This window comes from Azospirillum sp. ST 5-10, from assembly GCF_051225715.1.
In the GTDB taxonomy this organism is placed as follows: domain Bacteria; phylum Pseudomonadota; class Alphaproteobacteria; order Azospirillales; family Azospirillaceae; genus Azospirillum.
Genome location: NZ_JBPJSP010000038.1, coordinates 28,186 through 53,626, shown reverse-complemented (window position 1 = coordinate 53,626; position 25,441 = coordinate 28,186). Strand labels below are relative to the sequence as shown.

26 protein-coding genes and 1 tRNA gene are annotated in these 25,441 nt (G+C 72.5%); 18 read left to right on the top strand and 9 right to left on the bottom strand.

Going from position 1 to position 25,441, the window contains the following annotated elements:
• The first annotated feature begins 15 nt into the window (after positions 1–15).
• The gene (locus tag ACSBPG_RS28310) at positions 16–753 is read left to right on the top strand and encodes a capsid assembly protein (protein WP_435540596.1); all 738 of its coding nucleotides are present in this window, start codon (positions 16–18) and stop codon (positions 751–753) included.
• 87 nt (positions 754–840) lie between these two features.
• On the opposite strand, the gene ACSBPG_RS28305 is transcribed toward ACSBPG_RS28310, so the two are convergent.
• Both ACSBPG_RS28305 and ACSBPG_RS28300 read right to left on the bottom strand, forming a co-directional pair.
• Positions 841–1,731, bottom strand: a complete 891-nt coding sequence (locus ACSBPG_RS28305) for a LysR family transcriptional regulator (RefSeq protein ID WP_435540595.1) — start codon at positions 1,729–1,731, stop codon at positions 841–843.
• Between the two features lie 168 nt (positions 1,732–1,899).
• Positions 1,900–3,582 (bottom strand): thiamine pyrophosphate-dependent enzyme, encoded by a 1,683-nt coding sequence (locus ACSBPG_RS28300; RefSeq protein WP_435540594.1) that lies wholly within the window; start codon positions 3,580–3,582, stop codon positions 1,900–1,902.
• A gap of 180 nt (positions 3,583–3,762) precedes the next feature.
• Between ACSBPG_RS28300 and ACSBPG_RS28295 the strand changes: the two genes are divergently transcribed.
• Positions 3,763–4,014 (top strand): hypothetical protein, encoded by a 252-nt coding sequence (locus ACSBPG_RS28295; protein WP_435540593.1) that lies wholly within the window; start codon positions 3,763–3,765, stop codon positions 4,012–4,014.
• Positions 4,015–4,035: 21 nt separating this feature from the next.
• Here ACSBPG_RS28295 and ACSBPG_RS28290 read toward each other — a convergent pair whose 3' ends face one another.
• Together ACSBPG_RS28290 and ACSBPG_RS28285 are read right to left on the bottom strand one after the other, a co-directional pair.
• The gene (locus ACSBPG_RS28290) at positions 4,036–4,812 is read right to left on the bottom strand and encodes an enoyl-CoA hydratase/isomerase family protein (protein WP_435540592.1); all 777 of its coding nucleotides are present in this window, start codon (positions 4,810–4,812) and stop codon (positions 4,036–4,038) included.
• Positions 4,813–4,887: 75 nt separating this feature from the next.
• Positions 4,888–5,034: an entericidin A/B family lipoprotein gene (locus ACSBPG_RS28285; protein WP_435540591.1), complete on the bottom strand. Its 147-nt coding sequence runs from the start codon at positions 5,032–5,034 to the stop codon at positions 4,888–4,890.
• A gap of 144 nt (positions 5,035–5,178) precedes the next feature.
• Between ACSBPG_RS28285 and ACSBPG_RS28280 the strand changes: the two genes are divergently transcribed.
• From ACSBPG_RS28280 to ACSBPG_RS28270, 3 genes are read left to right on the top strand one after another with little or no spacing between them, the layout of a single operon-like run.
• Positions 5,179–6,840: a peptide ABC transporter substrate-binding protein gene (locus ACSBPG_RS28280; protein WP_435540590.1), complete on the top strand. Its 1,662-nt coding sequence runs from the start codon at positions 5,179–5,181 to the stop codon at positions 6,838–6,840.
• Between the two features lie 10 nt (positions 6,841–6,850).
• Complete coding sequence (locus ACSBPG_RS28275; RefSeq protein WP_435540589.1) at positions 6,851–7,816, top strand: ABC transporter permease; 966 nt, start codon at positions 6,851–6,853, stop codon at positions 7,814–7,816.
• Positions 7,813–8,706, top strand: a complete 894-nt coding sequence (locus ACSBPG_RS28270) for an ABC transporter permease (RefSeq protein WP_435540588.1) — start codon at positions 7,813–7,815, stop codon at positions 8,704–8,706. The genes ACSBPG_RS28275 and ACSBPG_RS28270 overlap by 4 nt, the downstream gene beginning before the upstream one ends.
• A 2-nt stretch (positions 8,707–8,708) precedes the next feature.
• On the opposite strand, the gene ACSBPG_RS28265 is transcribed toward ACSBPG_RS28270, so the two are convergent.
• Positions 8,709–11,297 (bottom strand): DUF2339 domain-containing protein, encoded by a 2,589-nt coding sequence (locus ACSBPG_RS28265; RefSeq protein WP_435540587.1) that lies wholly within the window; start codon positions 11,295–11,297, stop codon positions 8,709–8,711.
• 415 nt (positions 11,298–11,712) lie between these two features.
• Between ACSBPG_RS28265 and ACSBPG_RS28260 the strand changes: the two genes are divergently transcribed.
• Positions 11,713–13,125 (top strand): hypothetical protein, encoded by a 1,413-nt coding sequence (locus ACSBPG_RS28260; protein ID WP_435540586.1) that lies wholly within the window; start codon positions 11,713–11,715, stop codon positions 13,123–13,125.
• A 58-nt stretch (positions 13,126–13,183) separates the two neighbouring features.
• Here the strand turns inward: ACSBPG_RS28260 and ACSBPG_RS28255 are convergent, their stop codons facing one another.
• On the bottom strand, positions 13,184–14,206 hold the full coding sequence (locus ACSBPG_RS28255) for an Rpn family recombination-promoting nuclease/putative transposase (RefSeq protein ID WP_435540585.1): 1,023 nt from the start codon (positions 14,204–14,206) through the stop codon (positions 13,184–13,186).
• Between the two features lie 43 nt (positions 14,207–14,249).
• Positions 14,250–14,339, bottom strand: a tRNA-Ser gene (locus ACSBPG_RS28250).
• A gap of 402 nt (positions 14,340–14,741) precedes the next feature.
• Between ACSBPG_RS28250 and rplU the strand changes: the two genes are divergently transcribed.
• The 6 genes from rplU (at position 14,742) to rpsU (ending at position 18,891) form a co-directional block, all read left to right on the top strand.
• Positions 14,742–15,059, top strand: coding sequence for a 50S ribosomal protein L21 (gene rplU / locus ACSBPG_RS28245; protein ID WP_435540584.1), 318 nt, complete (start codon positions 14,742–14,744; stop codon positions 15,057–15,059).
• A gap of 28 nt (positions 15,060–15,087) precedes the next feature.
• Positions 15,088–15,372, top strand: a complete 285-nt coding sequence (gene rpmA, locus ACSBPG_RS28240) for a 50S ribosomal protein L27 (protein WP_435540583.1) — start codon at positions 15,088–15,090, stop codon at positions 15,370–15,372.
• A gap of 85 nt (positions 15,373–15,457) precedes the next feature.
• A complete protein-coding gene (gene obgE / locus ACSBPG_RS28235; protein WP_435540582.1) occupies positions 15,458–16,600 on the top strand; it encodes a GTPase ObgE in 1,143 nt (380 codons plus the stop codon).
• A complete protein-coding gene (gene proB, locus ACSBPG_RS28230) occupies positions 16,584–17,747 on the top strand; it encodes a glutamate 5-kinase (protein ID WP_435540581.1) in 1,164 nt (387 codons plus the stop codon). The genes obgE and proB overlap by 17 nt, the downstream gene beginning before the upstream one ends.
• Entirely contained in the window at positions 17,744–18,430 is a 687-nt protein-coding gene (locus ACSBPG_RS28225) for an HAD family hydrolase (RefSeq protein ID WP_435540580.1), read from the top strand. The genes proB and ACSBPG_RS28225 overlap by 4 nt, the downstream gene beginning before the upstream one ends.
• A gap of 257 nt (positions 18,431–18,687) precedes the next feature.
• Positions 18,688–18,891 (top strand): 30S ribosomal protein S21, encoded by a 204-nt coding sequence (gene rpsU, locus ACSBPG_RS28220; RefSeq protein WP_435540579.1) that lies wholly within the window; start codon positions 18,688–18,690, stop codon positions 18,889–18,891.
• Positions 18,892–19,030: 139 nt separating this feature from the next.
• Here the strand turns inward: rpsU and ACSBPG_RS28215 are convergent, their stop codons facing one another.
• Together ACSBPG_RS28215 and ACSBPG_RS28210 are read right to left on the bottom strand one after the other, a co-directional pair.
• Positions 19,031–19,333, bottom strand: a complete 303-nt coding sequence (locus ACSBPG_RS28215) for a hypothetical protein (RefSeq protein WP_435540578.1) — start codon at positions 19,331–19,333, stop codon at positions 19,031–19,033.
• A gap of 317 nt (positions 19,334–19,650) precedes the next feature.
• Positions 19,651–19,854 carry a hypothetical protein gene (locus ACSBPG_RS28210; RefSeq protein ID WP_435540577.1) on the bottom strand — a complete coding sequence of 68 codons (204 nt, stop codon included), beginning with the start codon at positions 19,852–19,854 and terminating at the stop codon, positions 19,651–19,653.
• 352 nt (positions 19,855–20,206) lie between these two features.
• Between ACSBPG_RS28210 and nhaA the strand changes: the two genes are divergently transcribed.
• From nhaA to ACSBPG_RS28180, 6 genes are all read left to right on the top strand, one after another.
• The gene (gene nhaA, locus ACSBPG_RS28205) at positions 20,207–21,403 is read left to right on the top strand and encodes a Na+/H+ antiporter NhaA (protein WP_435540576.1); all 1,197 of its coding nucleotides are present in this window, start codon (positions 20,207–20,209) and stop codon (positions 21,401–21,403) included.
• Between the two features lie 81 nt (positions 21,404–21,484).
• Positions 21,485–21,646, top strand: coding sequence for a YqaE/Pmp3 family membrane protein (locus ACSBPG_RS28200; RefSeq protein ID WP_435540575.1), 162 nt, complete (start codon positions 21,485–21,487; stop codon positions 21,644–21,646).
• Positions 21,615–22,001 carry a DUF4112 domain-containing protein gene (locus tag ACSBPG_RS28195; protein ID WP_435540574.1) on the top strand — a complete coding sequence of 129 codons (387 nt, stop codon included), beginning with the start codon at positions 21,615–21,617 and terminating at the stop codon, positions 21,999–22,001. The genes ACSBPG_RS28200 and ACSBPG_RS28195 overlap by 32 nt, the downstream gene beginning before the upstream one ends.
• Positions 22,002–22,075: 74 nt before the next feature.
• The gene (gene hemN / locus ACSBPG_RS28190; protein ID WP_435540573.1) at positions 22,076–23,452 is read left to right on the top strand and encodes an oxygen-independent coproporphyrinogen III oxidase; all 1,377 of its coding nucleotides are present in this window, start codon (positions 22,076–22,078) and stop codon (positions 23,450–23,452) included.
• 122 nt (positions 23,453–23,574) lie between these two features.
• Entirely contained in the window at positions 23,575–24,186 is a 612-nt protein-coding gene (locus ACSBPG_RS28185) for a glutathione S-transferase family protein (RefSeq protein WP_435540572.1), read from the top strand.
• A 15-nt stretch (positions 24,187–24,201) separates the two neighbouring features.
• Positions 24,202–25,413 (top strand): M20 aminoacylase family protein, encoded by a 1,212-nt coding sequence (locus ACSBPG_RS28180; protein ID WP_435540571.1) that lies wholly within the window; start codon positions 24,202–24,204, stop codon positions 25,411–25,413.
• The last annotated feature ends 28 nt before the right edge of the window (positions 25,414–25,441 follow it).

Below are 25,441 nucleotides of genomic sequence, written 5' to 3'. Positions count from 1 at the left end.
AAGGAGACCCGCCCCATGGCCGAGAACCTGCTGACCGCGCCCGTCGGCGACCTGCCCGCCGGCACCCTGTCCGCCGGTGCCCGCCCGCCCCACGTGCCGGAGAAGTTCTGGGACGCCGAGGCCGGCGCGCTGCGCGTCGAAGCGCTGCTGAAGTCCTATCTGGAGCTGGAGCGCCGCCTGTCCGCCGCCCCGCCGGCGGGCGGGCCGCCCGACCGCGCCGGCATGCTGCGGGCGCTGGGCGTGCCCGAGCGGCCGGACGGCTACCGCATCACCTGCGGCCACGGCCTGTTCGAGCCCGACCCGGAGATCAACCTGCGCCTGCACGCCGCCGGCTACACGCCCGAGCAGGCGCAGCTCCTCTACGATCTGGCGGCCGAGCGCATGGTGCCGCTGATCCAGGACCTCGCCGCCGAGTTCCAGGCCGAGCGCGAGGTCGAGCGGCTGGTCGCCCGCTTCGGCGGCGAGGAGAAGTGGCGGGAGGTGTCGCGCCAGCTCCTCGATTGGGCCGCCAAGACCCTGCCGCCGGCGGCGGTGGACGGCCTGTCGACGACCTACGAGGGCGTCATGGCGCTCTACAAGATGATGACCGGGGCCGAGCCCGTCGCCCTGCGCGCCGAGGGCGGCGGTCCCGCCGCCGCCGGCGAGGCGGACCTGCACGCGATGATGCGCGACCCGCGCTACTGGCGCGACCGCGACCCCGCCCTGGTCGCCCGGGTGACCGAAGGGTTCCAGCGGCTGTTCCCGGGGGGATGAGCGCGGGGGGCGTCCGCACCGGTCCTCCCGCCCGGCCTTTCCCCGCTGACGTGGGGGGAGGCCGGGCGGGGGCAGCGCGACGGCGCCTCAGAACGGCGTCTCGGCCACCTTGCGCACGAGGAAGTCGCGGAACACGGCGATGCGCTTGGAATGGCGCAGCTCCTCGGCATAGACGAAGTAGGCGTCCACCTTGGGCCCGTCGATGTCGGGCAGCACGCGGACGAACTCCTTGTCGCCGTTCAGCAGGAAATCGGGCAGGGCGGCGATGCCGAGGCCGCTCTGGGTGGCGCGGAAGATCGCGTAGGTGCTGTTGACCTGCAGGATCGGGCGGCGGGTGCCCGGCGCCGGGTCGCCGACCTCGAGGATCCAGTTGACGTTGGCCACCGGCGCCCGCACGTCGGGCGGATAGGCGATCAGGTCGTGGTCCGCCAACTCGGCCGGCGTCTTCGGGATGCCGCGCCGCTTGACGTAGCTCTGGTGCGCGTAGAGGTGGAAGTGGATCGTCATCAGGTGACGCTGGATGAGATCCGGCTGGCGCGGCGTGTTCATGCGGATGGCGATGTCCGCCTCCCGCATCGCCAGATCCAGCTCGTCGTCGTCGATGATCAGCGACAGCTGCACGTCGGGGTAGAGGCCGAGGAACTCGTGCAGGCGCGGCGCCAGCCAGGTGGTGCCGAAGGCGACGGTGGTGGTCACCCGCAGGGGCCCCTTGGGGACCTCCTTGCTCTCCGTCAGCATCGCCTCGGTCATCGACAGCTTGGCGAAGACCTCGCGCGCCGTGCGGTGCAGCAGCTCGCCCTGCTCGGTGAGGATCAGCCCGCGCGCGTGCCGATGGAACAGCGGAACGCCGAGGCTCTCCTCGAGCGCGCTGATCTGGCGGCTGACCGCCGATTGGCTCAGGTTGAGCGTCTCTCCAGCGTGTGTGAAGCTGCCCGCTTCGGCCACGGCATGAAACACCCGCAGCTTGTCCCAGTCCATAATCCCGTCCCGTTGGCCGGAAGCAGCGTCGAAAAAACCCTGCCTCTCCTGTTGCTTTATTCGGCGTGCTCTGTGCCGCCTTCGGTTATAGCGGCAACGGGGCGTGAACGCACGCCCAACCGTGCGTTTGTCCGGTGAAACCTCGGCGCGCCAACCCTTTCTACACGTTCAACCGCCGCATTTCCCCTGCGCGGCGGCGCGAATCGACGTCAGCGTGGCGCGGGTGGTGATCTGTTCCGGGTCGACTCGCAGCTCGATCACCGCCGGCCGCCGGCTCCACATCGCCTCCCAGAACAGCGGCACGAAATCCTGCGTCCGCTCCACCGTCGCGCCGAAGGCGCCGTGGCTGCGGGCCAGCGCCGCGAAGTCCGGGTTGGTCAGGCCGGTGGCGCCGGCACGTCCGGGAAATCGCCGCTCCTGGTGCAGGCGCACGGCGCCGTACATGCCGTTGTTGACGACCAGCAGGATCGGCGCGGCGCCGGTGTGGACGGCCGTCGCCAGTTCCTGCCCGGTCGCCAGGAAGCCGCCGTCGCCGCACACGCCGAGCACGACGCGGCGCGGGTGCAGCAGCTTGGCGGCGACGGCCGCGGGCACGCCGTAGCCCATCGCCCCGTTGGCGGGGCCGAGCTGGCGGCCCGGGCGGCGATGGAGCAGGTGCCGGTTCACCCACCCGGAGACGTTGCCGGCGTCGCTGGCGACGACGGCGTCGAGCGGCAGCCGGTCGCGCAGCCAGGCGAAGATGAAGCCGAGATCGACGTCGCCGGCGCACGCCTCGGGTTCCAGCCAGATCATGGCGTCGGCGCGGGCGTCGGCGGCCCAGTCGGCCCAGCGCGGCTCGGCGATCGGCTCCAGCCCGCACAGCGCCTCGGCCATCGCCGCCGGCGCCGCCTGGATGGCGAGCGTCGGGCGGAACACGCTGCCCGGCTCCTCGGCGCTGGGGTGGCAATGGATCAGCACCTGGCGCGGCTGCGGACGGTCGATCAGCGCATAGCCTTGCGTCGTCGCCTCGCCCAGGCGCGCGCCGACCACCAGCAGCAGATCGGCGTCGCGCACCCGCTGCAGCAGCGCCGGGTTGGCGTCGGGACCGAGATCGCCCGCGTAGGCGAGGCTCTCGTTGTCGACGATGTCCTGCCGGAGCGGCGAGCAGCAGACCGGCAGCATGCTGGCCTCGGCGAACACCTTCATGGCCTCGCAGGCCTCGTCGCTCCAGCCGGAGCCGCCGACGACGACCAGCGGCCGCTCGGCCGCCGCCAGCAGCGCGCGCAGGCGCGCCAGGTCGGCGGCGCCGGGCTGCGCCCGGGTCGGTGGCGTCGGCGCCACGTCCGCGGCCGGCACCGCCTCCCCCAGCATGTCCTCGGGCAGGGCCAGCACGACCGGTCCGGGCCGGCCCGACGTGGCGGTGTGGAAGGCGCGGGCGACGAATTCCGGGATGCGGTCGGCACGCTCGACCGGCGCCGCCCACTTGGCGACGGGAGCGAACATGCGGGCGACGTCGATCTCTTGGAACGCCTCGCGCCCCACCGCGTCGCGCCCGACCTGGCCGACGAACAGGATCATCGGCGTCGAGTCCTGCATGGCCGTGTGGACGCCGGCGGCGGCGTTGCAGGCGCCGGGGCCGCGGCTGGCGAAGCCGATGCCGGGCCGCCCGGTGAGCTTGCCGCAGGCCTCCGCCATGAAGGCCATGCCGCCTTCCTGGCGGCAGGGGACGAGTCGCAGCTCCCGCGCGTCGAGGGCGGCGTCGAGGACGTCGACGACGCTCTCGCCGGGGACGCAGAAGGCGAGGTCGGCGCCGTGGCCGCGCAGCGCGTCGACCAGGAGCCGGGCGCCGGAGCGGGTTCGGGGGTCGGTCATGGGCCACGGCGCTCCGGTCGTTGCGGTCGACCGAAGTTAAGGCCGTGCCCCGGGAATCTGTCAACGGACGGCGCGCCGCCGGCGCCCCGCGGCCCCCGGCGGACCGTCCCTTTGACCGCTTGCATTCACCCCCGGCCGCGGCTATCCCGGACGGGCCCTGTCCCGACGAGGAGACGTCCCATGCCCGACCGCGAGCCGCTTCAGCAGACGCTGATTCGCGACCAGGTGATCGAGATCTGCGGCAACCTGGACGACATGCGCATCGCCAACATCATCGCCACCGGCGCGTCGCCGGCCGAGCTGATGGAGGCGCGCACCTGGCTGGCCTCCGACGATTATCTCGGTGGCGACCTCGGGCGCTCCGCGTCGGGCCGCGTCGCCCGCCTCGTCGAGATCCTCAAGGCCGACGAGCCCGACTGGGACGACCGCTGAGTCGACGGGCACCGGCGGGCGTCAGCGCCCGCGGAACACCGGCCGGCGCTTCTCCAGGAAGGCCTGGTAGCCCTCGCGGTAGTCGTCGGTGCCGAAGCAGCGGTAGCAGGATTCGATCTCGGCCGCGGTGAGCGGGGACGGATCGGCGGCGCGGCGGACGAACGCCTTGTGCCAGCGCGCCGCCAGCGGCGCCCCGGCGGCGATGCGGCCGCAGGTGGCGGCCACCTCCGCCTCCAGCCCGTCGTCGTCGACGACCCGGTTGACCAGGCGCATGTGGCGCGCCAGATCGGCGTCGAAGACGCGGCCTTCCAGCAGGATCTCCAAGGTGGCCGCGCGCCCGGCCACGTTGAACAGCAGCGTCAGTTCCGGCAGCGCCATGGAGATGCCGAGCCGGCCGACCGGCACGCCGAAGCGGCTGCGCCGGGTGCAGATCCGCAGGTCGCAGGCCAGCGCCACCGCCAGGCCGATGCCGCAGCACGGCCCGTCGATGGCCGCCACCGTGGGATGCGGCAGGTCGCGCAGCCGCTCCATGACGGCGTCCATGAAGGCGCCGTAGGCCTGTGCCCGCGCCGGGTCGCCGCGTTCGCCGGCGAACTCGGAGATGTCGGCGCCCGGACTGAAGGCGGCGCCCTCGCCGCGCACCACCACCGCCCGCACCGAGTCGTCGGCCGCCAGCTCGCGCAGGGCGCCGTCCAGGCCGTCCCACATCGGCCGGTCGAAGGCGTTCAGCCGCTCCGGGTTGCTCAGGCTGACGGTGGCGACGGCGTCGTCGCGGCGAACGGTCACGTGGCCGGCCATGCGGGGCCTCCTGTCGTTGGTGGCGAGGCGATGCACAGCACGCGGCGCTCCGCCGGTCAAGAGGCCCGGGCCCGCCTACATCTTGCTCTTGACCTCGCTGGCCGAGCGTTCGATGGCGTTGCCGCCGGCCTTCACGTCCTGGCCGATGCCTTCGACGGTGTTGCAGGCGGTGAGCAGCAGGGCGAGCGTCGCGAAGACGCCGGCGCGGGCGAACGTGAGCATGGGCCGACTCCTCTGTTGTGGCGTCTCCAAATATGGCGAAGCCTGCGCCGTTTGCACCCCCTTCGGCAAGCCGCCTGGACGGGGCGGCGCACGGCCCCCATAGTCAGACCGGTTCGACGGTCTGCCAAGGAGGGCTCCCGCACGATGCGCCACCGTCTGCTCCTCCCCGCCGCCCTCGCCGCGACCCTGTGGGCCGCCGACGCCCCGGCCAGGGACACGCTGACCATCGGCGTCAGCCAGTTCCCGGCCAACTGGCACCCGTCGATCGACGCGATGGCGGTCAAGAGCTACGTGCTGGGCATGACGCGACGGCCGCTCACCACCTACGACCCGGACTGGAACCTGGTGTGCATGCTGTGCACCGCGCTGCCGTCGCAGGCGGACGGCACGGCGGTGCTGGAGACGCGCGCCGACGGCGCCAAGGGCTACGCTGTCACCTACACGCTGCGCCCCGACGCGCGCTGGGGCGACGGCACGGCGCTGACCACGCGCGACGTGCTGTTCACCTGGGAGGTCGGCCGGCACCCCTTGAGCGGCTTCTCCAACGCCGAGCTGTTCGCCGAGGACATCGTCGCCATCACCGCGGCCGACGAGCGCACCTTCACGGTCCACCGCGACCGGCCGGTCTGCACCTACGCCGAGCTCAACGACTTCCTGCTGCTGCCCGAGCACCTGGAGCGCCCGGTGTTCGAGGCGGACCCGGCGCTCTACCGCCAGCGCTCCACCTTCGAGACCGACACCGCCAACCCCGGCCTCTATTTCGGCCCGTACCGCATCGCTGCGGTGGAGCCCGGCGCCCACGTGGTGCTGGAGCCCAACCCCACCTGGTGGGGCAAGGCGCCGCCCTTCCAGCGGGTGGTCGTCAAGGCGGTGGAGAACACCGCCGCGCTGGAGGCGAACCTGCTGGCCGGCCAGGTCGACACGATCCCCGGCGGCATCGGCCTGCCGCTCGACCAGGCGCTGGCCTTCGAGAAGCGCCACGGCGACCGCTTCGCCGTCACCTACAAGCCGGGCCTGTTCTACGAGCACCTGGAGCTGAACCTCGACAACCCCGTCCTCGCCGACGTGCGGGTGCGTCGGGCGCTGCTGCACGCCATCGACCGCGCGGCGATCAGCCAGCAGCTCTTCGACGGCCGCCAGCCGGTGGCGCACAACACCGTCAACCCGCTCGACCGGGTGCACGTGCCGGGCTATCCGACCTACGCCTACGATCCGAAGGCGGCGGCGCGCCTGCTCGACGAGGCCGGCTGGTCGCGCCTGCAGGGCGGCGTGCGCCACGACGCCGCCGGCCGGCCGCTGCGCCTGACCCTGATGAGCACCGCCGGCAACCGCTCGCGCGAGCTGCTGGAGCAGGTGCTGCAGGCGCAGTGGAAGCAGGTCGGCGTCGACGTGCGCATCGCCAACGAGCCGCCGCGGGTGCTGTTCGGCCAGACCCTGCGCGAGCGCCGTTTCGACGCCATGGCGCTGTTCGCCTGGCTGTCCTCGCCGGAGAACATCCCGCGCACCATCCTGCATTCCGGCATGATCCCGGCGGCCGACAACGGCTGGGCCGGGCAGAACTACACCGGCTACCGCAGCGCCGCCATGGACGGGATTCTCGACGCCCTGGAGGTCACCTGCGCGCCGGACGCCAACCGCGCCCTGTGGTCGCGCCTGCAGACGCTCTACGCCGAGGAGTTGCCGGCGCTGCCCCTCTACTATCTCGCCGACGCCTACATCCAGCCGCCCTGGCTGAAGGGGGTCGAGCCGACCGGCCACCAGTATCCCACCACCCTGTGGATCGAGAATTGGCGGGCCGAGCCGTAGGCGGCCCGCCATGACCCGCTTCCTCGCCGACCGCCTGCTGCAGGCGCTGGTGGTGCTGCTGGCGATGAGCGTCCTGATCACCGTGCTGATCGGCCTGATGCCGGGCGATCCGGTCGACCTGATGATCGCCGCCAATCCGAACCTGGGGGCCGAAAGCGCGGCCCGCCTGCGCGCCCTCCACGGCCTCGACCGGCCGCTCCACGAGCGCTACCTGAACTGGCTGGCGGCGGCCCTGCGGGGCGACTTCGGCTATTCCCGCCTCTACGCCCGGCCGGTGCTCGAGGTGCTGGTGCCGCGGCTCGTCAACACGCTGCTGCTGCTGGGGGCGGCCTTCGCGCTGTCGGTGGCGGTGGCGTTGCCGCTCGGCGTGTTCGCGGCGCGGCGCGCCCACCGGCCGGCCGACGACGCGGTCAACCTGTTCTGCTTCGCCGGCATCTCGCTGCCCCCCTTCTGGCTGGCCCTGCTGCTGATCCTGCTGTTCGCGGTCGGCCTGGGCTGGCTGCCGGCGTCCGGAATGGGGCCGGTCGGGGCGGCCGGGTGGGGGGAGCGGCTGCCCCACTTCGTGCTGCCGGTGGCGACGCTGACATTGGCCAGCCTGGGCGGCTACACCCGCTACGTGCGGGCCTCCATGATGGTGGAGCTGCGCCAGGACTACGTGCGCACCGCCCGCGCCAAGGGGCTGGGCGAGGGGCGGACGGTGTGGCGTCACGCCCTGCGCAACGCGCTGATTCCCGTGGTGACCGTGGTGGCGCTGGAGTTCGGCGCGCTGTTCTCCGGCGCCCTTGTGACCGAGACCATGTTCGCCTGGCCCGGCATGGGCAAGCTGATCTACGACTCGATCATGGGCAACGACTACAACGTGGCGCTGGTGGCGCTGCTGCTCGCCACCGCGACGACGCTGGCCGCCAACCTCGCCGCCGACCTCGCCTACGCCGCGCTGGACCCGCGGATCACCTTCCACGGGGAGCGGACGTGAGGGGGCGGGGCTTCCTGCGGCGCTTCGCCCGCCACCGGCTGGCGGCCGCCAGCGCCGTGCTGCTGCTGGCGCTGGCGGCGGCGGTGACCGCCGCCCCGGTGGTGGAGGCGGCGCTGGGGGTCGATCCCGCGGCGATCAGCCTGTTCGACCGCTACGGCCCGCCGTCGGCCGCACACCCGCTGGGCACCGACGAGCTGGGGCGGGACGTGCTGGTGCGGCTGCTCTACGGCGGCCGGGTGTCGCTGTTCGTCGGCGTCGCCGCGGCGCTGGCGGCGGGGCTGCTGGGCACCGCCGTCGGCCTGTTCGCCGGCTTCCACGGCGGCCGTGCCGACGCGCTGCTGATGCGGCTGACCGACGCGCTGATCGCGCTGCCGCTGCTGCCGCTGCTGATCGTGCTGGCGGCTGTCGACCTGACGCGCCTCGGCCTGCCGGCCGAGCTGGCGGGGGCGGAGGGGGCGAGCCTGCTGCGCATCGTCGTGCTGGTGGCGCTGTTCGGCTGGACCACGGTGGCGCGGCTGGTGCGCGGGGCCACCCTGTCGGCCCGCCGGCGCGACTACGTCCGCGCCGCGGTGGCGATGGGGGCGGGGGGCGGGCGCATCATGCTGGTCCACATCCTGCCCAACGTCGCCGCCCCGGCGGTGGTGGCGACGACCCTGACGGTGGGCAACGTGATCCTGCTGGAATCGGTGCTGAGCTTCCTCGGCCTCGGCATCCAGCCGCCCCTGCCGAGCTGGGGCAACATGCTGACCGGCGCCCAGGAGACGCTCGCCGCAGCCCCCATGCTGGCGGTGTGGCCGGGGCTGCTGATCTTCCTCACGGTGATCGCCGTCAATCTGCTCGGCGACGGGCTGCAGGACGCCCTCGACCCGCGCACCCTCGGGCCGCGCTAGCCCTATGTCTGCACCGCCGGCCGGCGCACCAGGACGAAACGTTGGTAGGCGTAGCCGATGCCGATGAGCGCGCCGCCCAGGCCGAGGAAGGACACCGCCCGCCACAGGCCGGTCAGCGCCGCCATGTCGACCAGGAACACCTTGGCGACGGTGGCCAGCACCACCAGCAGGGAGGCGTAGCGCAGGGCCAGCGAGCCGCGCCACAGCCCGCCGGCCAGCAGGGCGGCGCCATAGGCCAGCCATACCACCGACTGGGTGTACAGCTCCGCATCGGCCGGCGCGGGGCCGGCGAGGCGGGTGCCCTGGAAGGCTTGGCGCACCGACAGGGCCAGCCACATCCAGAACGCCGCGAGGCCGGCGGCGCCGGCGCCGAGGGCGAGGCGGCGGGCGCCGCGCCGCGCCGCCAGCCCGGCGAACCCGGCGGCCAGCAGGGCGGGCAGGGCGTAGGCGGGCAGCAGCGCGTTGACCAGCGGCATCGCGCCGACGGGGGCGTCGGTCCACAGCGGGTTGGCCGCCAGCATCGTGCCCAGCAGCACCTGTGCCGCCCCGAGCGCGCCCAGCACCCGCCAGCCGTAGCGGGTCGTCGCCCCGGCCGCCGGCGCGGCCCGGGCGTAGAGCAGCAGGGCGACGGCCAGCCACCACACCGCGTTCAGTCCCTGCTCCAGCAGGTCGTAGCCGGGCCGGTCGAGCGGTCCATCGGCGACGGCGAGCCGGATCTGCAGGCTGACCAGCAGCACGGCGAAGCTCAGCGCCCCGGCCTCCAGCACGGTGTGCAGCCGCGGTGCGGGTGTCCGCGCGAAGCCGGCCCGCGCCGCCACGAAGGCCAGCGCCGACAGCCCGTACGCCGGCCAGATCCAGGGCAGGCCGGTCAGCGGCCCCAGCGGACCGTAGGACAGCACCTCCGGGTTGAGGTCGAGGCGGACGATGACGGTGATCGCCAGGGCCAGGGCGACCGTGCGCAGTCCGGCCACCGGCACGCTGCGATGCACCGCCGCGGCGGCGGCGACCGTCCAGGCCAGCGCCACCGTCAGCCCGGCGTCGCGCAGCAGCAGGGCGGCGCCCAGGGCCAGCCCGCCGAGCGCCGCCGTGGCGTAGCCGGCGAGCACCGCCGCCCAGGGCGGGTGCGTGCGCAGGCGGGCGGCGTAGCCGGCGACGGCGGTGTGCAGCGCCGCCACGGCGGCGGCGGCGAGCGCCCAGTCGGCATCGGGGGCGCCGTCGCCGTGGCCGGCGTAGCCGGCGGCCACCAGCAGCGGGGCGCCCGATCCGCCGACCAGGGTGAACCAGCCGGCGCGGGCGCTGCCGTGGGCGGCGACGAACGACGCCGCGGTCAGCCCGGCAGCGGCGGCCACGGCGTAGGCGAGGCCGCCGGGTTCGGCGACGTCGATCAGCGCGCCCGCCGCCAGCAGCACCAGGGCGGCGACGGCGCCGCCGCCGGTGGGGCGGGCTCCGGCACGGTCGTCGGCGAGCAGGAGGACCGCGAGGGCGGCGGCGGTGGCGACCGTCGGCGCCACGGCGTCGTCCCCGGCCAGGAACAGCAGGCAGCCCGCCAGCAGGGTCGCCAGGGCGACCGCGAGGCCGGCACCGTCGAGCCGGCGCAGGCGGCCGCGCCAGCCGGGAGCGTTCCCGGCGGCGGCGGGGCGGCGCCGCAGGCCGACGGCCAGCGCGGTGGCGAACAGCAGATAGAGCGCCGCCGGCCAGGGGGCGCCGGCGCCGCTGCGCAGCGCCAGCCAAGCCAGCACCCAGGCGACGCCGCCCCAGTGGACCGTCGGCACCATCCAGCTCCAGCCGCGCCAGCGCGCCGCCAGGGTGGCGACCGCGGACACCGTGGCGAGGTAGGCGAACAGCGCGATCCCGTCGTCGGCGTCCCCGCCGACCACCGCCGGCGCCGCGTAGGCGCCGACGATGCCGAGGGCGGCGATGGCCGGCCCGTGGCGCAGCGCCAGCACGAGGGCCGCGAACGACACCGCGGCCAGCCCGGCGAAGGCCAGGCCCTGGGCGATCAGCCCGTAGAGGCCGTGGGCGGCGTAGAGGGCGGCGTAGGCGGCGGCGAGGCCGGCCCCGGCAACGGTGGGGGCGAGGTGGTCGGCACCGAGCGGACCGACGCCGCGGGCCGGCGGCCGGCGGCGCAGCCATTCCCCCGCGGCCACCAGCCCCGCCGCCAGCAGGAGTCCCAGGAGGAGGCGGACGGCCGGGGACAGCAGGCCCGATTCGATGGACACCTGGACGAGGAAGGCGCCGCCGAGCGCCAGCGCCACGCCGCCGGTCCATACCAGCCAGCGACCGGTCAGCCGCGTCTCCAGGCCGGCGAAGCCGCCGCCCGCCGGTCCGCCGACCGGCTCCGGCGGGAGAGGCGGCACCGCGGCCGGCTTCGGCGGCAGCGGCGGCGGCGACGTTGCGGAGTCCGGCGTCGCGGCGGCGTCCGCCGCCAACGCCGACGCGGGCGGGGGCGCGCCGGCATCGGCGGGAGGGCGCAGCGACTGGACGATCGCACGCAGGTCGGCGTTGTCCCGTTCCAAGCGCGTCAAGCGGCCGCGCAGCCGGCGGAACTCCGCCACCACGAGAACGGCGGCGATCAGGAGGGCCAATTCCATGGGCGTCCCCGGCTGGTGTCGCGGCCCATCCTGCGCGGTTCCGGCCGGTGCGGCAAGGGACGGACCCGGTCCGGCGCGGCGGCCGCCGCGCCGGGATCGACGGGGTAACCCCTCTGGATGAGAGGCGGCAAGCCATTGATACAGCTCGTGAAAGCCAGTGCCGCGCAGGGCGCGGCGGGATCGCCGGCATCGACCGGTCTTGCGCGCGTCGTCGCGCGACGGTAGATTTTAATCATTCTAGAAAATACGAATCGGCGCTCTCGGGAGCATGGGCGCAACGCATGGACGCTGTTCTGCGCCGGGATTCCGTGCGCGAGGGGGCGCGGCGTTGCGGTTCCCGGGGCGTCCGACCGGAGCGTCCGCCGTCCGCACGCGGCGGTGGCCGCTCGCCCGTTCGCCAAGAAGGGAGGAATGCATGACAACGCGCGTTTCCGGGAACCGTGCCGCGATGCGGCTGCTTCTGCTGGGCGGTGCCGCGGCGGCGGCTCTGCCGGCCGGCGCGGCGGCGGCCGACCAGAGCTTCATGCCCGTCGTCATCGAGCGCAGCTTCGACGAGACCATGGCCGCCGACAGCGCGGCCAGGCGCGACGTCATGGCCGAGCAGCGGGCGCTGATGGAGCGGCGCTACGACCTGGCCGACCGTCCCTCGGACACGATGATGTCGGGCGGCCGGAAAGCGGTGCAGGCGGGGGTCCGGGTCACGCTTCCCGACGGCATGAGCTGGCAGCGTCTGGCCGAGATGAGCCCCGACGAGATCCGCGCCCGGGGGGTGTTCCCGCAGGGCTTCCTGCCGCTGCCCCACGCCAAGCACGTCACCGGCGGCATGGTGTTCCCGCAGGTCCAGATCGACGCCATCGAGAAGGCGGAGCGCCGGTCGCTGAAGCGCTTCGACGTCGACTTCGATTTCCCCGACCACCTCATGCCGGAGTACCCGCCGCCCATCTTCCTGACGACCCACCCGGAGAAGGGCGACGTCTCGCAGGGCCAGGTGCTGACGATCAAGAACTACTACGGGCTGATGAACGGGCTGCTGACCCCGGTGCAGATCGAGGGGCTGCGGCTGCTGCTGACGCCGTTCCCGCAGCAGCAGTTCAACCAGACCGACGACCGCAAGGCGGAGGAGCCGAGCTTCGGCGTGAGCTGCCTCGACTGCCACACCAACGGCCACACCAACGGCCACACCAACGCGACCTTCCACCTCAACCCCGACACCCGGCCGCAGGCCAACCGCTTCCGCATCGAGACGGTCAGCCTGCGCGGCGTGTTCAACCAGCAGATCCACGGCAGCAAGCGCTCCCTGCGCTCGATCGAGGACTTCACCGAGTTCGAGCAGCGCACCGCCTATTTCGACGGCGACCAGGTGACGGCGGCGAAGAAGGGCGTGAACCTGCCCGACCACGCCAGCCAGGTGGTGATGATGGCGCAGACCCAGAACATGTTCGACCTGCCGCCGGCGCCGAAGCTCGACGTGTTCGGCCGTCTCGATCCGGCCAAGGCGAGCGAGCGGGAGCGGCGCGGCGAACAGCTCTTCTTCGGCAAGGGGCGCTGTTCGGAGTGCCACCAGCCGCCGATGTTCATGGACAACATGATGCACGACCTGAAGGTCGAGCGCTTCCACGAGCCGCAGATGATCCGCGGCCACCGCGCCGGGGCGGAAGGGCCGGTCAAGACCTTCACCCTGCGCGGCATCAAGGACTCGCCGCCCTACCTGCACGATGGCCGGCTGCTGACCCTGGCCGACACCGTGGAGTTCTTCAACCTGGTGCTCGGCACCCGGCTGACGGAGCAGGAGAAGGCCGACCTGGTGGCCTACATGCTGGCGCTGTAGGACGGTAACGCCCGCCGCCCGCCGCCCGGGACCGGCGGCGGGCGGTGCGGCTCCGGGATCAATGGGCGGGGTCGTCGAGCACGGCGTCGAGCGACGGCGCGTCGATCACCCGGTCGATCCAGCGCTCGAGGGTGGCGAGGTCGGCGGCCGCGATCCGCGCTTGCGCGGCTTCGGGAACCGTGCCGAAGCGGCGTGACAGCAGGCGCAGCAGGACGTGCACGCTGGCCTCGTGGCGCCCCGCCGCTCGTCCCTCTGCTCGTCCCTCTGCTCGTCCCTCTGCACGTCCCTCTGCACGTCCTTCGGCCAGCCCTTCGGCCTTCCATTGCTGCATCCAGGCCTTGCCCTGTGTCGCCAGCATCGTTCTCATCTCCGCCAGATCGTTGGGAACGGCGACCCGCAGCCCGACGCCGTCGACCGCCGTTTTCACCAGTTCGGTAAAAAGCCGCTTCAACTCGCCGTAACCGGGATGTTGCCGGAACCAGCCGATGACCTCGCCGATCAGGCGTTCCAGCGTCGCCGGCTGGTGGCGGTGCTCCAGGCGGAACAGCAGGGCCGCCAAGCTGTGCCGACGGGCCAGCTCGCTGTCCGGGAACGCCCCCATGTCGAGAAGATGGTAGCGGACCTGCGGTTGCCAAAGCCACAGCGGCGAATCCGGCGGCAACGCGACGAGATCGGCGACGGCCGTCGGCGCCGTCCAGCGCGTCTCCCCGTTGTAGAGGACGACCAAAAGCACCGGCGGCAAGCGGTCACCGGTCCGCAGCGCCTTCTCCGCGATCACCTGCTGCCAGAGCAGGCCTTCGTAGACCTGGGCGCGGACGGCCATCCACCAGTCGTTCTGCGACTGGAATTCGATGAGGAGATAGAGATAGACGGCGCTGCCGTCACCGGTCGGGAGGCGCCAGATGACGTCGCCTTCACGACGGTCGCCGGAATGGGCGTGGAACTTGGCGGCGACCTTCTCCATCCGGTCGAACGCCAGACCGGCCGCCGCAGCCTCGGGCACGAACTCGCGCACGAGCTGCTCGACCAGCAGCGGATGGGAGAACAGGCGGTGGTAGAGCGCGTCGGGGCCGGCCATCATCCCGGGCCGGCGCTCCCCGCCGGTTGCCGGCGGGGGCGATCAATGGCGGATGGGGGGAGATTCGAACTCCCGGTACCCTTGCGGGTACGCCGCATTTCGAGTGCGGTGCATTCAACCACTCTGCCACCCATCCGTGGCCGCCGCGGTGCGGAGCGGCGCGCAACCTAACCGAAACGCCGGGGGCCCGCAAGCCCTGTTTGCGGTCTTGTCGGAGAGGCATGACGTGACCGGTCCGCGGCGCCCGTGATCCGACCGATCGGGCAGGCCGTCCGCCCGTCCATCGGGCGGCCGCGGCATGGACCGGCGCCGCGCGGGGCCCGGCGCGGCGCCGGTCCCGCCGATGGCCAGGGATTGGGCGGCCGTCGTGCCGCGGGGTCGGTCCGTGCCGTCGCGCGACGGCGCAACGCCGCCAAAATCCGCGGCAAGCCTGTTGACTCCGGCAGAAAGCGGCGTATAAATCCGCCCTCTCACAAGCGGGCGTGCACCTTCGACGGTGGGCGACGGCCCGCCGTTTGTTATGGAATGGGCAGTGACGATGTTTGCAGTGATTCGCACCGGCGGCAAGCAGTACAAGGTCGCCAACGGCGACGTGATCAAGGTCGAGAAGCTCGCAGGCGACGCTGGCGCGACCATCACGCTCGAGGACGTGCTGATGGTCAGCGACGGCGGCACCACGACGATCGGCACGCCGACGGTGGCGGGCGCGTCGGTCGCGGCCGAGGTGGTCGCCCAGGACCGCGGCCCCAAGATCATCGTCTTCAAGAAGAAGCGGCGCCAGAACTACCGCCGCAAGAACGGCCACCGTCAGGATCTGACGGTGCTCCGCATCACCGGGATCAACGGCGCGGCCTGAGCCGGCGCCGTTCTGAAGGAGTAGGACTATGGCTCACAAAAAGGCAGGCGGCTCCTCGCGCAACGGCCGCGACAGCGCCGGCCGCCGTCTCGGCGTGAAGAAGTTCGGCGGCGAGGCGGTGCTCGCCGGCAACATCCTCGTCCGCCAGCGCGGCACGACGTTCCACCCCGGCGCCAACGTCGGCATCGGCAAGGACCACACCCTGTTCGCCCTCGTGAACGGCACGGTGTCGTTCAAGCGCTCGACCGGTGGACGGACCTACATCGCCGTCAACGCCAACGTCGAAGAGGCGCCGGCCGTCGCGGCCGAGTGACCGCGACCGGACCCAGCCTGACGGCTTCGTTCTCGATCGGGGGACCGGGCGACCGGACCCCCGATTTTTCTTTGTAGACAGACCCATGAAGTTCCTCGATCAGGCCAAGGTGTTCGTGAAGAGCGGCGACGGCGGGCCCGGCGCCGTCAGCTTCCGCCGCGAGAAGTTCATCGAGTTCGGCGGGCCCGACGGCGGCAACGGCGGGCGCGGCGGCGACGTCGTGATCGAGGCGGTGCAGGGCCTGAACACCCTGATCGACTACCGCTACCAGCAGCACTTCAAGGCCAAGCGCGGCCAGCACGGCATGGGCCGCGACCGCAACGGGCCGCGCGGCGACGACGCGGTGCTGCGCGTGCCGGTCGGCACCCAGGTCCTCGACGAGGACCAGGAGACGGTGCTGGCCGACCTCACCGAGGTCGGCCAGCGCGTCGTGCTGCTGAAGGGCGGCGACGGCGGCTTCGGCAACGCCTACTACAAGACCTCGACCAACCGCGCGCCGCGCAAGTTCCACCCGGGCTGGCCCGGCGAGGAGCGCTGGGTGTGGCTGCGCCTCAAGCTGATCGCCGACGCCGGGCTGGTCGGCCTGCCCAACGCCGGCAAGTCGACCTTCCTCGCCGCCACCACGGCGGCCAAGCCGAAGATCGCCGACTATCCCTTCACCACCCTGACCCCCAACCTGGGCGTGGTGCGGGCCGGCGAGGACGAGTTCGTCATCGCCGACGTGCCCGGCCTGATCGAGGGGGCGCACGAGGGGCACGGGCTGGGCGACCGCTTCCTCGGCCATCTCGAGCGCACGCGCATCCTGCTGCACCTGATCGACGGCACGGCCGAGGACGTGGTCGCCGCCTACCGGGTGATCCGCCAGGAGTTGCAGGCCTACGGCGGCGGCGTGCTCGCCGACAAGCCGGAGATCGTCGGCCTCAACAAGTGCGACGCCATCCTCGACGAGGAGCTGGCGGAGAAGAAGGCGGCGCTGGAGGCGGACTCGGGCGCCGAGGTGATGGTGCTGTCCGGCGTCACCGGCCAGGGGGTGCAGGCCGTGCTCTACCGCCTCCTCCAGGCCATCAAGGCGGCCAAGGAGGAGGAGCCGGAGGTGCTGCACCCGCCGCCCACCCCGGTGCAGCCGCGCAACTGGCACCTGCGCGATCCGCGCGCGCCCGACGGGGACGACGAGGGCTGGGACAACTACGACGACCTCGACGACGATGACGATGACCGGGAAGACTGAGGGCGCGACGACGGAGCCCGGCGCCACCCTGCTCGAGGCGCGGCGCCTCGTCGTCAAGATCGGCTCCGCCCTGCTGGTCGACCAGGCGACCGGCCACATCCGCCGCGCCTGGCTCGACGCGCTGGGCGACGACATCGCCGCCTGCCGCGGGCGGGGGCAGGAGGTGGTGGTGGTCACCTCCGGTGCCGTCGCCGTGGGGCGCGAGCATCTCGGCCTGCGCGGCCGGGCGCTGCGCCTGGAGGAGAAGCAGGCGGCCGCCGCCACCGGCCAGATCCGCCTCGCCCACGCCTACCAGGAGACGCTGGCCCGCCACGACATCACCGTGGCCCAGGTGCTGCTGACCCTGGAGGACACCGAGGAGCGGCGCCGCCACCTCAACGGCCGCGCCACCATCGACACCCTGCTGCGCCTCGGCGCCGTACCGGTCATCAACGAGAACGACACGGTGGCCACCGCCGAGATCCGCTTCGGCGACAACGACCGGCTGGCGGCGCGGGTGGCGCAGATGATCTCCGCCGACACGCTGGTGCTGCTCTCCGACATCGACGGCCTCTACACCGCCGATCCCCGCAAGGACCCGGACGCCGCCCACATCCCGGTGGTGCGCGAGCTGACCCCCGCCATCGAGGGCATGGCCGGCGAGCCGCCGCCCGGCTACAGCTCCGGCGGCATGGTCACCAAGATCGCCGCGGCGCGCATCGCCATGTCCGGCGGCTGCCGCATGGTCATCGCCAAGGGCCAGCGCATGAACCCGCTAGCCGCCCTGGAGTCGCCGCCCGAGCAGGGCGGGGCGCCGTGCACCTGGTTCCTTCCCGCCGCCGAGCCGCGGACGGCGCGCAAGGCGTGGATCGCCGGCCACCTCGCCCCCCACGGCGTGCTCGTCGTCGATGCCGGCGCGGTGCGGGCGCTGCGCCAGGGCAGCAGCCTGCTGCCGGCCGGCGTCGCCGAGGTCCAGGGCGACTTCGAGCGCGGCGACCTGGTGACCGTCCGCGACGCCGACGGCGCCGAGATCGCCCGCGGCCTGTGCGCCTACGGCGCAGAGGACGCGCGCCGCATCGTCCGCCGGCGCAGCGCGGACATCGAGGCGATCCTCGGCTACCGCGGCCGCGACGAGATGATCCACCGCGACGATCTGGTGATGCGATGAGACGGCCCGCCCTGCAGGCGATCCTCTGGGACATCGACGGCACCCTGCTGGACAGCGAGCCCTGGCACTACCGCTGCACGGTCGACGTCTGCCGCGACCATGGCTACGAGCTCTCGGACGAGGAGTTCGCCGCCGCGCTGGGCATCGGCTTCCCCGAGTTCTTCGCCCGCCTCGACGCGGCGCGGCCGATGCCGCTCAGCTTCGCCGCCTGGGTCGGCGCCATCACCGACCGCTACGTCGCCGTCCTCGCCCGGGTGGCGCCGCGCGAGGGCGCCTTCGCGCTGGTCGAGGCGTTCGCCGCCCGCGGCCTGCGGCAGGTCTGCGTCTCCAACAGCGGCCGCCGGGTGGTCGACGCCAACCTCGGCGCCATCGCCCGCGCCATGGGACGGCAGCCGTTCGAGTTCTCCGTCAGCCGCGACGACGTCGCCAACGGCAAGCCCGATCCCGAGCCCTACCTCCTCGCCGCCGCGCGTCTCGGCATCGCCCCCGGGGCCTGCGCGGTGATCGAGGACAGCCCGACCGGCGCCCGCGCCGCCAAGGCCGCCGGCATGCTGACCGTCGCCTGGCCGCAGCACGCCGGCCTTGCCTTCGAGGCCGACCACGTCGTCGGCCATCCCGCCGAGCTCGACTGGGACACGCTCTGCGGTTCCGGCGGAACCGGCGATCCGCTGGCCGCGGAATAGGGCCGCCGCATCGGTCCGCGGGGGCGAATGTCCTTGCATCGGTCGGGCATCGGGCGCAGGTATGCGGGGTCGAATCCGCTTTGGGCTTTGTTGGCCTTCGCCCGCGGGCGCCCGCCTCCGATCGGTTCCCTCAGTGATTTGATGCCCGCCGGCACTTTGCCGTGGGCAGCGTCGGCGCTCGGCGGTCCGCATCGCGGCCGCGGAAGGGCTCCGGCGTGCTCGCCGTCCTACGTCAACAACGGAAGGAACGCGACGACATGCTCGTTTACGTTCGCGACAACGACATCAACGGTGCCCTGCGCGCTCTCAAGAAGAAGATGCAGCGCGAAGGCGTCTTCCGCGAGATGAAGCTGCGCCGCAGCTACGAGAAGCCTTCGGAGCGCCGCGCCCGCCAAGCGGCGGAAACGGTGCGCCGCCACCGCAAGGCGATGCGCCGGCGGATGCTGCGCGAAGGCTACTGAGGCCGCGGCGCCGGGGGGCGTCTAAGCGGGTTTTCCCAGATCGGGCCACAGATGGCCCGGCCTGGGAAAACCTGCGGACTCTATGGTTTTGCAGGTTTTCCGAGCCCGCCCAAAGGTGGGCGGAGTCCGGAAAACCTGCTTAGGCGATGCCCCCCGGCCGGCTGCGCCCGCGCGGCTTGACGTTGGCGTCGCGGCGCAGATCCTCCGCCCACGCCGGCGGATAGGCGTCGATGCCGAACCGCCACACGCAGGCGTCGGTGCCGCCGGTCGACCGTTCCGACACCTGCGCCTCGTGTCCGTCCTTGCCGGCCTGCTGGGCGGCCTGCACGGCGGCGACCAGGGCGCCCGTGCGGCCGCCCTGGGTGGGACCGTAGACGTTCCCCTCGAAGTGGATGTACCAGCCGTCGGTGCGCGGCATGACGACGTAGTGGGCACGAGACACGAGATTCTCCTTCGGCCATCGGGCCGACCGGCGGGCTGGCCCGCCGTCGGATGGCCCGCGTTCAGATGGGATGTGCCGGTCTTCGCGGCGAGCCGGCTAATGATACGCGGGAAATGCACGGCGCCGGCTTGCTGTTTCCAAGTCGTCCCGCAGAGGAGCGCCTGAAAGTCTTGCGGTCCTCTGGATTCAAATGGGATGTCTTTGGGGAAGATTCAAGGGTGCTGCTTGGACCGGCAGCAGGAATATGGGACGGACGTGTGACAATGTGCTCCCTTCGGCACGGCTTTCCTGCCGGTATGATGGAGCCGTCGCCGATCTCAGCGCACGCTGGCGATGCGCCCGGGCGGGTGGCGGTCGCGGGCCTGTTCCCAGGCGATGCCGGCGGGAGCGGCCGTGGCCCAGATGCGGCGCCGAACGTCCATCTGCCGCCGGCAGTCGCGCGAGCAGTAGGTCGGTGCCGGTCCACGCTGCGAGGCCCGCTGGAACGGCCGGCCGCAGCATGCACAGAACAGGGTATCCATGTTTCCTCCGGGATTTTCTTCATACCGCGGTCTTTGTTCGCCGCCGCCGCCCATGATTCCCGAGTCGGCGCGGGCTGACCAGGGTGGATTTGCGCCGCGAAGGTCGGGGAAGCCCCCGTCCGATGGTGTGACGGACGGCGATTCGTCCGGCGAAAGAATGGTTTGGCGCACACGCACCGGGACTCTGCGACGATCCGTCGCGCCGACTGTGCGTGGCCCGGCGACCGCCGGGCGGTCGTGCCGGTGCCGTCGCCCGACCGGACCGCCAGGGCCCTTTCCCCTGCCACGGTGTTGAGGGCATCGTGGCGGCCCACCTCCGGACGGTGTCCCATCCACCTGGAAACGCGAGCTGATGACACTCCCTGCGATCCGCGATTTTCTGAAGAACGAGGCGACGGCCGGCATCCTGCTGATGATCGCGTCGGCCGTCGCCCTGGCCCTGGCGAATTCCCCCGCCGCCGACCTCTACCACCACGTGCTGGAACTGCCGGCCGGATTGCACGTCGGCGGCCTGGGCATCGACAAGCCGATGCACATGTGGATCAACGACGGCCTGATGGCGATCTTCTTCCTGCTGGTCGGGCTGGAGATCAAGCGCGAGATCCGCGAAGGGGAACTGTCGAGCCGCGCCCGGGCCATGCTTCCCGGCATCGCCGCGCTGGGCGGCATGGCGGCCCCGGCCCTGGTCTACACGCTGATCAACGCCGGCACGCCGTCGACGCTGGGCGGCTGGGCCATTCCGGCGGCCACCGACATCGCGTTCGCCGTCGGGGTGCTGGCGCTCCTGGGACCGCGGGTGCCGACGTCGCTGCGGATCTTCCTGCTGGCGCTGGCGATCATGGACGACCTCGGCGCCATCGTCATCATCGCCGCCTTCTACACCCACCAGCTGGCGCCGGCGGCGCTGGGCTTCGCCGCCCTGGCCGGGCTCGGGCTGGCGTGGCTGAACCTGATCGGCGTCAGCCGCCGGGCGCCCTACATGATCGTCGGCGCCATCTTGTGGGTGTGCGTGCTGGAGTCCGGCGTCCATGCCACCCTCGCCGGGGTGGTGCTGGCCTTCGCCATCCCGCTGCGGGTGCAGAAGGGCGACGAGGTGCTCCATCCCCTGCGCACGCTCGAGCACGCGCTGCACCCGTGGGTCACCTATCTCATCCTGCCCCTGTTCGCCCTGGCCAACGCCGGCGTGTCGCTGGCCGGGATCACCCCGGCCAGCCTGCTGGAGCCGGTGCCGCTGGGCATCGCCCTCGGCCTGTTCGTCGGCAAGCAGGCCGGCGTGTTCACCGCCACCTGGGTGGCGGTGCGGTCGGGTGCGGCGGCGCTGCCGGCCGGGGCGACCTGGCCGCAGATCTACGGCGTCTCGGTGCTGACCGGCATCGGCTTCACCATGAGCCTGTTCATCGGCAACCTCGCCTTCGCCGATCCCGAGCACGCGGTGGCGGTGCGCGTCGGGGTGCTCGGCGGCTCCATCGCCTCGGCGGTGGTGGGCTACCTGCTGCTCCGCCGCTGTGCCGGCCAGCAGGCGGTCCGCCTGGCAGAAGCGGCGCGGTGAGCGGGGAACCGCCGGGGGCCGCGGCGCGTTCCCCTGGGCGAACCAGCCGTTGTGATGGACCTTGAGACGAAAGCCGCCGGAATGGACATCATCCGCATCCTTCTCGCCATCCTGTTGCCGCCGCTCGGCGTCTTCCTGCAGGTCGGCTTCGGCATGCATTTCTGGATCAACGTGATCCTGACCATCCTCGGCTACATCCCGGGGATCGTCCATGCGCTCTATGTCATCATCAAGTTCAAGTGAGACCGACCGAGCCCGGCTGGAGCGGCTGCGCCACCTCGCCACCCTGCTCGATTCGCGCTGGCGCATCCCGGGGACCCGCATTCCCATCGGGCTGGACGGGATCGCCTCGCTCGTGCCGGTGGTCGGCGACAGCGCCACCGCCGTCGTCTCCGCCTACATCGTCTACGAGGCGATGCGCTTCGGCCTGCCCAAGTCCCTGATCGCGCGGATGGCGGCGAACGTCGGGCTGGACTGGCTGGTCGGATCGGTGCCGGTGCTGGGCACCCTGTTCGACATCGGCTTCAAGGCGAACCGCCGCAACGTCGACCTGCTGCACCGCCATCTGGAGGAGAAGATGGCCCGCCGGGCCGCCTGAGGGACGGCGCCGGATCGCCGCGGCGTTGACGCAAATCAAGGCCGCCGCGGCGATACGGTCGCACTCTGCGTGTCATGACGACGCACCCGACCGACGCCCTGAACCCCGCCCTGCTCGCCAAGTACGACGGGCTGCGCATCCCGCGCTACACCAGCTATCCCACGGCCCCGCACTTCTCGCCCAACGTGGCCCACGAGACGTACGCGCGCTGGCTCGGCGAGCTCGACCCGACGCGCGCCGGCTCCCTCTACGTGCACGTGCCGTTCTGCAAGCAGATGTGCTGGTACTGCGGCTGCCACACCAAGATCGTCGCCCGCTACGAGCCGATCGCCGAATACCTCGCCCACATCCGCCGCGAGGTCGATCTGGCGGCCGACCGCATCCCCGGCCGCCTGAAGGTCCGCCACATCCATTTCGGCGGCGGCACGCCCACCATGCAGGCGCCCGAGGATTTCGAGGCGCTGATGGCGCACCTGCGCACCCGCTTCGACGTGGCGGACGGGGCCGAGATCGCGGTGGAGATCGACCCCCGCACCCTGACCGAGGCGATGGCCCGGGCGCTCGGCCGCTGCGGCGTGAACCGCGCCTCGCTCGGCGTGCAGGACTTCGACCCCAAGGTCCAGGCCGCGGTCAACCGCATCCAGCCGCGGGAGATGACGGAGCGGAGCCTGGCTTGGCTGCGCGCCAACGGCGTCGGCCACATCAACCTCGACCTCATGTACGGCCTGCCGCACCAGTCGGTGGAGAGCGTCACCCGCTCCGCCGAGATCGCCCTGGAGATGGACGCCGACCGCTTCGCCGTCTTCGGCTACGCCCACGTGCCGTGGATGAAGACGCACCAGAAGAAGATCGACGAGGCGGCCCTGGCCGGCACGCTCGGCCGCTGGCAGCAGTTCGCCGCCATCGCCGGCGTCCTGACCGGCGCCGGCTACGCCGCCGTCGGCCTCGACCACTTCGCCAAGCCGACCGACGAGCTGGCGGTGATGCAGGCCTCGGGCCGGCTGCGCCGCAACTTCCAGGGCTACACCACCGACGACGCCGACGTGCTGCTGGGCTTCGGCGCCTCCTCCATCGGCGAGCTGCCCCAGGGCTACGTCCAGAACGCCGTTCCCTTCGGCGACTGGGCCGAGGCGATCGAAGCCGGCCGCCTCGCCACGGCCAAGGGGCTGGCGCTCGACGACGAGGACCGTCTGCGCCGCGCCGTCATCGAGCGGCTGATGTGCGACCTCGCGGTCGACGTCGGCGCGCTGGCGCAGCGCTTCGGCCGCGACGCCGGCCATTTCGACGGCGAGCTCGCCGCCATGGACGATCTGGCGGCGGACGGCGTCGTCGCCGTCGACGGGCGCCGCGTCCGCGTCCCGGAGGCGGCGCGCCCGCTGATGCGCATCGTCGCCGCCCGCTTCGACACCTATCTCGCCACCGGCGCCGGTCGGCACAGCCGGGCGGTGTAGTCGACCGGCCCGCCCCGGACGCAGCGACGGCGGAATCGCCGCCGCTGCCGCTGGCGTTGCGCGCGCAAATCGGCAACAGTGGACCCCGACAACGGAACCGGTCCGGGAAGGGTCTGGCGGACATGATCACGCTCTATACGTTTCCGACGCCCAACGGTCACAAAGCGTCGATCCTGCTCGAGGAGCTCGGTCTGAAGTACCGGGTGCACACGCTGGATCTGATGGCCGGCGAGCAGCGGGCCGAGGCGTATCTGGCGGTCAGCCCGACCGGCAAGGTGCCGGCCGTGGTGGAGGAGCTGCCGGGCGGCGTCCGGCGCCGGCTGTTCGGGTCGGGCGCCATCCTGCTGCACTACGCCGAGACCAGCGGCCGCCTGCTGCCGGCCGGCGAGGCGCGGCTCGAGGCGCTGTCGTGGTTCCAGTTCGGCATCAGCGATCTGGCGCCCACCGCGGTCGACGTGTTCCGCTTCGCCGTGCGGGCGCCGGAGAAGATCCCCTACGCCATCGACCTCTTCCGCGGCGAGATGGGCCGCTTCTACGACGCCCTCGAACGCCGCCTCGCCGAGGTCGAGTACCTCGCGGGGAGCGAGTACTCCATCGCCGACATCGCCTGCTATCCGTTCGTCGCCGCCGCGGCCCAGGGGGGCCATCTCGGCGAGCGCACCCACCTCCAGCGCTGGCGCGCCCAACTGGCCGAGCGCCCGGCGGTGCAGCGCGGCATGGCCGTGCCGGCATAAGGAACACCCAGGAACATGCCGATCATCGACCGTATCGCCGCCTTCAGCGCCGACATGGCGGCGTGGCGCCGCGACATCCACGCCCATCCCGAAATCGCCTACGAGGAGACGCGGACCGCGGAACTCGTCGCCACGACCCTGGAATCCTTCGGCGTCGCCGTGCACCGCGGTCTGGCCGGCACCGGCGTCGTCGGCTCTCTGCGCGGCCGCGGCGGCGGCAACCGCGCCATCGGTCTGCGCGCCGACATGGACGCCTTGCCCATGGCGGAGGCCAACGACTTTCCCCATGCCTCGCGCCACCCCGGCACGATGCACGCCTGCGGCCACGACGGCCACACCGCCATGCTGCTGGGGGCGGCGCGCTACCTCGCCGAGACGCGGGCGTTCGACGGCACCGTGCACTTCATCTTCCAGCCCGCCGAGGAGGGGCTGGCGGGCGCCCGGCGGATGATGGAGGAGGGGCTGTTCGAGCGCTTCCCGTGCGAGCAGGTGTTCGGCCTGCACAACTGGCCGGAGCTGCCGGCCGGCACCATCGCCGTGCACCCCGGCCCGGTGATGGCATCGGCCGACAAGTTCATCGTCACCGTCGCCGGACACGGCGCCCACGCCGCGATGCCCCACCGCGGCGTCGACCCGGTGCTGGTCGGCGCCCACATCATCACCGCCGCGCAGAGCCTGGTCAGCCGCGGCACCGATCCGCTGGACAGCGCCGTCGTCTCGGTGACCTGGGTGGAGGCCGGGACGACCTTCAACATCATTCCCGCCGAGGCGCGGTTGAGCGGCACCATCCGCACCTTCCGGCCGGAAACCCGCGCCCGCATCCACGAGCAGCTGCGCCAGCTCGCCACCAGCGTGGCCGCCGGCTTCGGCGCGGCGGCGACGGTGGAAATCCTCCCGGGCTATCCCTCCACCGTCAACAGCGAGGCGGAGGCGGACCTGGCGGCGGCCGTGGCCGCCCGCGTCGTCGGCCCCGACAAGGTGCGCTGGAACCCGGCGCCGTCCATGGCGTCGGAGGATTTCGGCTTCATGCTGCAGGCGAGGCCGGGCTGCTACGTCTGGCTGGGGCAGGGCGGCGACGGGGCCTCCGGCTGCCTGCTGCACAATCCCGGCTACGATTTCAACGACGCCGTGCTGGCGGTCGGCGCCTCCTACTGGGCCACCCTGGTGGAGACCGTGCTGCCGGCGGCCGACGCCCCCTGTTCTCCGGCGGGTGGAGAGCCTACCTAGCGGTAAGGGCGGTCGCCGACGCCGTCCC

What these genes read in the sequence shown, in the direction of transcription:
- ACSBPG_RS28310 (WP_435540596.1), top strand. Translation starts at nt 16, where the DNA reads ATGGCCGAGAACCTGCTGACCGCGCCCGTCGGCGACCTGCCCGCCGGC.
- ACSBPG_RS28305 (WP_435540595.1), bottom strand. Translation starts at nt 1,731, where the DNA reads ATGGACTGGGACAAGCTGCGGGTGTTTCATGCCGTGGCCGAAGCGGGC.
- ACSBPG_RS28300 (WP_435540594.1), bottom strand. Translation starts at nt 3,582, where the DNA reads ATGACCGACCCCCGAACCCGCTCCGGCGCCCGGCTCCTGGTCGACGCG.
- ACSBPG_RS28295 (WP_435540593.1), top strand. Translation starts at nt 3,763, where the DNA reads ATGCCCGACCGCGAGCCGCTTCAGCAGACGCTGATTCGCGACCAGGTG.
- ACSBPG_RS28290 (WP_435540592.1), bottom strand. Translation starts at nt 4,812, where the DNA reads ATGGCCGGCCACGTGACCGTTCGCCGCGACGACGCCGTCGCCACCGTC.
- ACSBPG_RS28285 (WP_435540591.1), bottom strand. Translation starts at nt 5,034, where the DNA reads ATGCTCACGTTCGCCCGCGCCGGCGTCTTCGCGACGCTCGCCCTGCTG.
- ACSBPG_RS28280 (WP_435540590.1), top strand. Translation starts at nt 5,179, where the DNA reads ATGCGCCACCGTCTGCTCCTCCCCGCCGCCCTCGCCGCGACCCTGTGG.
- ACSBPG_RS28275 (WP_435540589.1), top strand. Translation starts at nt 6,851, where the DNA reads ATGACCCGCTTCCTCGCCGACCGCCTGCTGCAGGCGCTGGTGGTGCTG.
- ACSBPG_RS28265 (WP_435540587.1), bottom strand. Translation starts at nt 11,297, where the DNA reads ATGGAATTGGCCCTCCTGATCGCCGCCGTTCTCGTGGTGGCGGAGTTC.
- ACSBPG_RS28260 (WP_435540586.1), top strand. Translation starts at nt 11,713, where the DNA reads ATGACAACGCGCGTTTCCGGGAACCGTGCCGCGATGCGGCTGCTTCTG.
- ACSBPG_RS28255 (WP_435540585.1), bottom strand. Translation starts at nt 14,206, where the DNA reads ATGATGGCCGGCCCCGACGCGCTCTACCACCGCCTGTTCTCCCATCCG.
- rplU (WP_435540584.1), top strand. Translation starts at nt 14,742, where the DNA reads ATGTTTGCAGTGATTCGCACCGGCGGCAAGCAGTACAAGGTCGCCAAC.
- rpmA (WP_435540583.1), top strand. Translation starts at nt 15,088, where the DNA reads ATGGCTCACAAAAAGGCAGGCGGCTCCTCGCGCAACGGCCGCGACAGC.
- obgE (WP_435540582.1), top strand. Translation starts at nt 15,458, where the DNA reads ATGAAGTTCCTCGATCAGGCCAAGGTGTTCGTGAAGAGCGGCGACGGC.
- proB (WP_435540581.1), top strand. Translation starts at nt 16,584, where the DNA reads ATGACCGGGAAGACTGAGGGCGCGACGACGGAGCCCGGCGCCACCCTG.
- ACSBPG_RS28225 (WP_435540580.1), top strand. Translation starts at nt 17,744, where the DNA reads ATGAGACGGCCCGCCCTGCAGGCGATCCTCTGGGACATCGACGGCACC.
- rpsU (WP_435540579.1), top strand. Translation starts at nt 18,688, where the DNA reads ATGCTCGTTTACGTTCGCGACAACGACATCAACGGTGCCCTGCGCGCT.
- ACSBPG_RS28210 (WP_435540577.1), bottom strand. Translation starts at nt 19,854, where the DNA reads ATGGATACCCTGTTCTGTGCATGCTGCGGCCGGCCGTTCCAGCGGGCC.
- nhaA (WP_435540576.1), top strand. Translation starts at nt 20,207, where the DNA reads ATGACACTCCCTGCGATCCGCGATTTTCTGAAGAACGAGGCGACGGCC.
- ACSBPG_RS28200 (WP_435540575.1), top strand. Translation starts at nt 21,485, where the DNA reads ATGGACATCATCCGCATCCTTCTCGCCATCCTGTTGCCGCCGCTCGGC.
- ACSBPG_RS28195 (WP_435540574.1), top strand. Translation starts at nt 21,615, where the DNA reads ATGCGCTCTATGTCATCATCAAGTTCAAGTGAGACCGACCGAGCCCGG.
- hemN (WP_435540573.1), top strand. Translation starts at nt 22,076, where the DNA reads ATGACGACGCACCCGACCGACGCCCTGAACCCCGCCCTGCTCGCCAAG.
- ACSBPG_RS28185 (WP_435540572.1), top strand. Translation starts at nt 23,575, where the DNA reads ATGATCACGCTCTATACGTTTCCGACGCCCAACGGTCACAAAGCGTCG.
- ACSBPG_RS28180 (WP_435540571.1), top strand. Translation starts at nt 24,202, where the DNA reads ATGCCGATCATCGACCGTATCGCCGCCTTCAGCGCCGACATGGCGGCG.